This is a genomic window from Algibacter sp. (assembly GCF_049667265.1).
In the GTDB taxonomy this organism is placed as follows: domain Bacteria; phylum Bacteroidota; class Bacteroidia; order Flavobacteriales; family Flavobacteriaceae; genus Algibacter_B.
The window spans coordinates 1-6,855 of record NZ_JBATHX010000452.1 but is presented as its reverse complement, the minus strand read 5'-3'; the positions used below and the strand labels follow the sequence as shown (position 1 = coordinate 6,855).

Annotated in this window: 10 protein-coding genes; 9 read left to right on the top strand and 1 reads right to left on the bottom strand. The window is 33.4% G+C overall.

Going from position 1 to position 6,855, the window contains the following annotated elements:
- The 8 genes from WBN21_RS15650 to WBN21_RS15615 all read left to right on the top strand — a co-directional run.
- Positions 1–284, top strand: a 284-nt coding sequence (locus tag WBN21_RS15650) for a fumarylacetoacetate hydrolase family protein (protein WP_424201922.1), incomplete at its 5' end; no start/stop codon positions are given.
- A complete protein-coding gene (locus WBN21_RS15645; RefSeq protein WP_424201920.1) occupies positions 285–626 on the top strand; it encodes an Hpt domain-containing protein in 342 nt (113 codons plus the stop codon).
- A complete protein-coding gene (locus WBN21_RS15640; RefSeq protein ID WP_424201918.1) occupies positions 626–1,876 on the top strand; it encodes a competence/damage-inducible protein A in 1,251 nt (416 codons plus the stop codon). Before WBN21_RS15645 ends, WBN21_RS15640 begins: the two co-directional genes overlap by 1 nt.
- Before the next feature lie 82 nt (positions 1,877–1,958).
- A complete protein-coding gene (gene rpmB, locus WBN21_RS15635; RefSeq protein ID WP_424201916.1) occupies positions 1,959–2,195 on the top strand; it encodes a 50S ribosomal protein L28 in 237 nt (78 codons plus the stop codon).
- 27 nt (positions 2,196–2,222) lie between these two features.
- The gene (rpmG, locus tag WBN21_RS15630; RefSeq protein ID WP_033959164.1) at positions 2,223–2,405 is read left to right on the top strand and encodes a 50S ribosomal protein L33; all 183 of its coding nucleotides are present in this window, start codon (positions 2,223–2,225) and stop codon (positions 2,403–2,405) included.
- A gap of 70 nt (positions 2,406–2,475) precedes the next feature.
- Positions 2,476–2,628: a DUF4295 domain-containing protein gene (locus tag WBN21_RS15625; RefSeq protein WP_424201913.1), complete on the top strand. Its 153-nt coding sequence runs from the start codon at positions 2,476–2,478 to the stop codon at positions 2,626–2,628.
- A 346-nt stretch (positions 2,629–2,974) separates the two neighbouring features.
- Positions 2,975–3,949: a signal recognition particle-docking protein FtsY gene (gene ftsY, locus WBN21_RS15620; protein WP_424201911.1), complete on the top strand. Its 975-nt coding sequence runs from the start codon at positions 2,975–2,977 to the stop codon at positions 3,947–3,949.
- A gap of 397 nt (positions 3,950–4,346) precedes the next feature.
- Entirely contained in the window at positions 4,347–4,775 is a 429-nt protein-coding gene (locus WBN21_RS15615; RefSeq protein WP_424201909.1) for an SRPBCC family protein, read from the top strand.
- On the opposite strand, the gene WBN21_RS15610 is transcribed toward WBN21_RS15615, so the two are convergent.
- Entirely contained in the window at positions 4,772–5,845 is a 1,074-nt protein-coding gene (locus WBN21_RS15610) for a serine hydrolase domain-containing protein (protein ID WP_424201907.1), read from the bottom strand. The genes WBN21_RS15615 and WBN21_RS15610 overlap by 4 nt on opposite strands.
- A gap of 150 nt (positions 5,846–5,995) precedes the next feature.
- Here WBN21_RS15610 and WBN21_RS15605 point away from each other — a divergent pair.
- The coding region (locus WBN21_RS15605; RefSeq protein ID WP_424201905.1) for a MiaB/RimO family radical SAM methylthiotransferase at positions 5,996–6,855 on the top strand (860 nt) is incomplete at its 3' end.

Sequence of the window (6,855 nt, the reverse complement as noted above, 5' to 3'; positions counted from 1 at the left end):
GGGCTGCAGTAATTGGCAAATGGATGGATAAAAATGTGGTTGAAAATATTGATAGTTTTGAGTTTTCGTTAAAAAAGAACGAAGAAATTGTACAAAATGGAAATACTAGCCTGATGCTTTGGAAAATTGATGAATTAATAGAATATGTGTCAAAATATTTTACTTTAAAGATAGGAGATATTATATTTACAGGCACACCAGCTGGAGTTGGCAAAGTTTTTGCTAATGATAAATTAATAGGATTTATAGAAAACAAAGAAATGTTTTCAATAACAGTAAAATAAATGGAATTACATTACAAATTATTTAGAGTGCGAGAATTGGCTGATAACGATGAGAGTTTTATTGCCGCATTGGCGGAAGCTTTTTTAGAGGAAGTTCCTGAAGATGCAGAGCGTTTAAGAAATGCGGTTGAAGCAAAGGATTATCAAGAAGCGTATCAGGCAGCTCATAAAATGAAACCTACAATCGATTTATTTGAATTGGGTGTTTTAGATAAGCTTATTGAAGTACAAGATTGGGGAAAGTTTACCCAGACAGATGTGGATGTTAGCGAGCAACTAGCTACCGTTATTTCGGCAGTTGAAAGAGCTAGTGCTGAAATGAAGTCTGATTTTAAATTGTAATGTTAGCAGAAATTATCACCATAGGTGACGAACTTCTCATTGGTCAAGTTGTAGATACCAATTCTGCGTTTATTGCAAAACAACTTAATAAAATTGGTGTTTCTGTTTTTCAAATTACTTCTATTCAAGACGATAAGCAACACATTTTACAAGCTTTAAAAGAAGCTGAAGAACGGGTAGATATTATAATTTGTACGGGCGGTTTAGGACCAACAAAAGATGATATTACCAAAAAAACCATTGCCGAATATTTTAATGATACCCTAGTAAAAAACGAATCTGTTCTTGAAAATATTGAGAATATTTGGAAACAACATGTTAGAACAGAATTACTTCAGGTTAATAGGGATCAAGCTTTAATTCCGTCAAAATCAAGACCGCTAATGAATAGGCTGGGCACAGCTCCTGGCATGTGGCTTGAAAAAAATAATAAAGTTTTTATTTCACTACCTGGCGTACCTTATGAGATGGAAGCATTGATAGCCCATCAAGTTATTCCTCAATTAAAAGAAAAATATAACTGTCCCTTTATTCTTCATAAAACATTATTAGTTTATGGAATTGGTGAAAGCGCTTTAGCAGCCAGAATTGAAACCTGGGAAGATGCTTTGCCAAAACACATTAAATTGGCGTATTTGCCCAATTTGGGAAAAATGCGTTTACGTTTATCATCAAAAGGGTTTGATGAAGTATTATTAAGAAAAGAAGTTCAAGAACAAATTGATAAGGTAATTCCTTTAATACAAAAGGAATATGCAGGTTTGGAAGATGAAGACGGATCGGTTGAGGTGGTAATCGCTAAACGACTTACCAAATTAGGAAAAACTTTAGCCATTGCAGAAAGTTGTACTGGCGGAGCTGTTGCAGAACGATTTACTTATCATTCTGGAGCATCGGTGTTTTTTAAAGGTGGTATTGTAACCTATGCAACCGAGTCAAAAATTAATATTTTAAAGGTTCCAAAAGCAGATATTGATGCTTATTCTGTTGTGAGTTCTCAAGTAGCCGAAGCCATGGCAAAAAATGTGCAACAATTATTTCATTCTGATTATGCTGTAGCAACCACAGGAAATGCAGGTCCAACAAAAGGTGAATCTGATGCCGAGGTTGGAACCGTTTTTGTTGCTATTGCTACTAAAACGGGCGTTTATTCACAGGAGTTTAACTTTGGTAACTCTCGAATAAAGGTCATAAATAAAGCAGTAAATAAAGCCCTAGAAATGTTGTTAAAAGAAATTTTTAAAAATTGATAAATTTTAAGTTGTCATAATATAAAGATTTTATATATTTGCACCTCGATTTTAAGCAACAAAGAATTTAAAGTTATATAGAATGTCAAGAGTTTGTGAACTTACAGGAAAGAAGGCCATGGTTGGAAACAACGTGTCTCATGCAATGAACAAAACTAAACGCAAATTTCATGCGAATTTAGTTAAGAAACGTTTTTACGTTCCAGAAGAAGACAACTGGATTACTTTAAAAGTTTCTACGTCTGCTTTAAAAACTATCAACAAAATTGGTATAACTGCGGCAATTAAAGAAGCAAAATCTAAAGGATTTTTAAAATAATAGCTGTATTTAATAAAGTAATAAGACATGGCAAAGAGAGGAAATAGAATACAAGTAATTTTAGAGTGCACAGAGCATAAAGAGTCTGGACAACCAGGAACTTCTAGATACATTACAACAAAAAACAAAAAGAATACGCCAGATAGAATGGAGATTAAGAAATTTAATCCAATTCTTAAACGTATGACAGTTCATAAAGAAATTAAATAATAAGAGATTTTAAATAATCTCTATTAATTGAATTAGAGATATTCACAAATTTCAATAAACCATATAAGTCATGGCAAAGAAAACAGTAGCATCGTTACAAACATCTTCAAAAAGATTAACAAAAGCAATAAAAATGGTAAAGTCTCCAAAAACAGGGTCTTACATGTTTGTTGAATCTATCATGAATCCAGATCAAGTAAACGACTTTTTAGCTAAAAAGTAAAACATATAGTTTCAAAATATTATAAGCTGCTTTCAATTCGAAAGCGGCTTTTTTATTTTATATTTGGTAGCATCATAGTGTTTTCTGCCATAATTGCAGTAAAAAAATATGGTAAGGTAATTGACAATAGGTATTTGGGCGTTACGCCTCCTAAGGTCGTCGTCGGGCTTTCGGCAGTCGCTTCCCGATAAAAATCGGGAGAGCTCCAACAAATGCCTCAATCCCTAACGCGCATGTCCGCAATCGGCATTAATCGTTAGCCAGCTTGTGTACTTATTTATAAAATAAAACCAAAATAACCCGTTTTTTGAGCTAAACAACTCAAAAACGAACAACAAACAACAAAATGAGCTTTTTTAAAAAAATATTTTCCTCAGAAAAAAAGGAAACCTTAGATAAAGGATTAGAAAAATCTAAATCAAGCTTTTTAGGTAAACTAAGTAAAGCAGTAGCAGGAAAATCTAAAGTTGATGATGATGTTTTAGATAATCTAGAAGAAGTATTAGTGTCTAGTGATGTTGGTGTAAATACCACTCTAAAAGTTATAGAACGTATTGAAGCACGCGTGTCAAAAGACAAATACTTGGGGACCGACGAGCTAAACAAAATTCTGCGTGAGGAAATCGCAGCTTTGTTAAGCGAAACAAATTCGGGCGAAGAAACAGAATACACCATTCCTAATTTACCAAAACAGGCAAACGGAACCAAAACACCTTATGTGTTAATGGTTGTTGGTGTAAATGGCGTTGGTAAAACAACAACTATTGGAAAGTTAGCTTACCAGTTTAAAAAGAAAGGCTTAAAAGTGGTTCTTGGTGCAGCCGATACGTTTAGAGCAGCTGCGATCGATCAACTTCAAGTTTGGGCAGATCGGGTAAATGTCCCAATGGTTCGACAAAACATGGGATCCGATCCTGCATCTGTAGCTTTTGATGCGTTGGAATCTGGAGTAAATCAAGAAGCCGATGTTATTATTATAGATACCGCAGGTCGTTTACACAATAAAATAAACCTCATGAACGAGCTAACTAAAGTAAAGCGCGTCATGCAGAAAGTGATTGGCGATGCGCCACACGATGTGTTATTAGTTCTAGATGGCTCAACAGGTCAAAATGCATTTGAGCAAGCAAAACAGTTTACGGCAGCAACCGAAGTTACCTCCTTAGCTGTTACAAAACTTGACGGAACTGCTAAAGGTGGTGTCGTAATTGGTATTTCAGACCAGTTTAAAATTCCTGTAAAATATATTGGTGTTGGCGAAGGTCTTGAAGACTTACAAGTGTTTAATAAATACGAGTTTGTTGATTCGTTTTTCAAATAAAATTCCAGCGAAAGCGGGAATCTCATTTAAACAAATAATTTGGATTTAAATAATAAGAAAACACTTCGAGTCTTTATTATCATTTCAGCTATATATTCAGCTTTCAGAATTTCAAGTTATTCCATTTCATTTGTACAAGCATATTTTAGTCTTGACAATCCATTAATCCCTGATTATCTAGTTTATTATATTGCTTTTCCACTATATTTTTTTATTCCAATATTTAGTTTGATTTTATGGTATTCTATAAAAAGTTTCACGAGGAAAGAATATAATAAAAAAGTTGTTTTTGCAATTTTTGGTTTTGTAATAATGTGTTATCTTTTTGAAGCTAACATGTATAAATTTATTCAGGATTTTAACCCTTATGGATGAAATTTTGTAGATTTATAAAGATATGAATTACAACATCTACCATAATCTATTAATAAAAGCTTGTCCAAAAGAAATCTTTGATGCGGTGTCACAACCAGCACATCTTAATAATTGGTGGACTTTAAAATCTTCTGGAACACCAGAATTAAATTCAGAATACAACTTGAATTTTACCGATAAGTATAATTGGTTCTGCAAAGTCTCCCAAATAAAAACTAACGAATCTTTTCATTTAAAAATGACCAAATCTGATAAAGATTGGAATCCAACAACCTTTGGTTTCGATTTAGAACCAAAAGAAAACGGTACGTATTTAAAATTCAGCCATGTTAATTGGCCTGAAAATAACGACCATCTTAAACATTCTTCATTTTGTTGGGCCATGCTTTTAAACGGTTTGAAAAACTACCTTGAAAAAGAAATTATTCTACCTTTTGAAGAAAGAGGTTAATTTATCAAAGCATTAATTTTTGCCCATAAATCATTATCAAAACTAGATAATGCAAAGTTATCGCCATCAGCGGCATTTCCCATTCTAATAATTACTAAATCTTTACTCGGAACGATATAAATTTTCTGGTCGTTTTTTCCTAGCGCAGCATACATATCATCGGGTGCATTAGGTATTAATTTACCATTAAATTCAACTTGAGTTGCAGGTAAATGATAGCTGTTTTTTCCGTTTAGCCACCATAAATATCCATAAGCCTCATTAATATTTTGAGAGGTGTTTGTGGCGTTATTTAAAAAAGCTTCAGGTATTATTTGAGTGTTTTCCCATTTTCCTTTTGCAGCTATTAAAAGCCCAAAACGAGCCATGCTTCTGGTGTTACTCCAATACACACTTAAGTCATCTATGGCCAACCATTGCCCAGTCATTCCTATTTTATCTCTTAGTTTAGCATTAAAATAATCTGACCAATTTTGATTACTAGCTTCAGCAACTACATCTTGCATTTTCACATATACATTATGATATGCCCAGCGAGTGCCAGCATCTGAAATATATTGTAAGTTTGAAGGGGAAACATCATCACCTAAAGTATCATCCAAACCAGAATTCATGGATAATAGATTTTTGCAAGTAATTAGGTTTTCTTTTTCAAGGTTTGCACTTGTCCAACCTGTTCCTAAATAATCTGATACTTTATTATCCATATTTATTAAACCTTCGTCTTCGGCAATCCCAGAAACGGCAGTAGTTAAAGTTTTTCCAGCACTTGCCCAGTACCAACTTTTAGTGGCATCATGATCATTCATATATGCTTCTAGAATAATTTTTCCGTTATGAAGAATCATAAAACTTTTGGTGTTTTTTTCTTCTAGAAAATCTAGTAAAGGTTGTTGTTCACTTTCGTTCCAGTTTAAATCGCTAATGGATTTTGTTTCCCAAACGTTAGAACTTAATGGAGGAAAGTAAAGTTCATCATCAATAGGTTCCAGCTCTTTTATTGGATCATCTGATGAGCAACTAACCATTAAAAAAAGAAATAAAAAAGCAATATAAAATTGGGGTTTCATAACTATAGGTTTTCAATTTAGGACTATCAAATATATAAAAGGTTTAATTGAAAAATGCTTCTTCGAGGTTTTTACAAAAAAGTTTCCGTTGAAACAGCATTCGGAAATCATAAATCATTACGTATCTTTGCGCCCTGATTTATAGATGGTATGCGCACAAAAACTTTAAAGAAAAACAAGATTAATGTAGTAACTCTTGGTTGTAGTAAAAATGTTTACGACAGCGAGGTGTTAATGGGGCAATTAAAGGCCAATGGTAAAGATGTGGTACATGAAGAGGAAGGTAATATTGTTGTGATTAACACCTGCGGTTTTATAAATAATGCTAAGGAAGAAAGTGTTAATACTATTTTGGAGTATGTTAAGAAGAAAGAAGACGGTGAAGTTGATAAAGTTTTTGTTACCGGTTGTTTAAGCGAGCGTTATAAGCCAGATTTAATTAAAGAGATTCCTGATGTTGATGAATATTTTGGAACTACAGAATTACCAGGATTATTAAAAGCCTTAGGTGCCGATTATAAACATGAATTGATTGGAGAGCGTTTAACAACAACCCCAAAAAACTATGCTTATTTAAAAATTGCTGAAGGTTGTGATAGACCATGTTCATTTTGTGCGATTCCAATTATGCGAGGAAAACACAGAAGTACACCCATAGAAGACATCGTCGTTGAAGCTGAAAAACTAGCCGCTAAGGGCGTTAAAGAATTGATTCTTATTGCTCAAGATTTAACGTATTACGGACTCGATTTATACAAAAAGCGTAACCTTGCCGAATTACTTGAAGCTTTGGTTAAAGTGGAAGGAATTGAATGGATTCGTTTGCATTATGCATTTCCAACAGGCTTTCCATTGGATGTTTTAGATGTGATGAATCGCGAGCCTAAAGTTTGTAATTATTTAGATATTCCGTTACAACATATTTCAGATGATATTTTGAAAAGTATGCGTCGCGGAACTACTAAAGAAAAAACAACTAAGTTAATTTCTCAGTTTAGAGAAGCTGTTCC

Excerpts from the sequence above, each read along its gene's own strand:
- rpmG (WP_033959164.1), top strand. The coding sequence starts at position 2,223 with ATGGCAAAGAGAGGAAATAGAATACAAGTAATTTTAGAGTGCACAGAG.
- WBN21_RS15610 (WP_424201907.1), bottom strand. The coding sequence starts at position 5,845 with ATGAAACCCCAATTTTATATTGCTTTTTTATTTCTTTTTTTAATGGTT.
- WBN21_RS15625 (WP_424201913.1), top strand. The coding sequence starts at position 2,476 with ATGGCAAAGAAAACAGTAGCATCGTTACAAACATCTTCAAAAAGATTA.
- ftsY (WP_424201911.1), top strand. The coding sequence starts at position 2,975 with ATGAGCTTTTTTAAAAAAATATTTTCCTCAGAAAAAAAGGAAACCTTA.
- WBN21_RS15645 (WP_424201920.1), top strand. The coding sequence starts at position 285 with ATGGAATTACATTACAAATTATTTAGAGTGCGAGAATTGGCTGATAAC.
- rpmB (WP_424201916.1), top strand. The coding sequence starts at position 1,959 with ATGTCAAGAGTTTGTGAACTTACAGGAAAGAAGGCCATGGTTGGAAAC.
- WBN21_RS15640 (WP_424201918.1), top strand. The coding sequence starts at position 626 with ATGTTAGCAGAAATTATCACCATAGGTGACGAACTTCTCATTGGTCAA.
- WBN21_RS15615 (WP_424201909.1), top strand. The coding sequence starts at position 4,347 with ATGAATTACAACATCTACCATAATCTATTAATAAAAGCTTGTCCAAAA.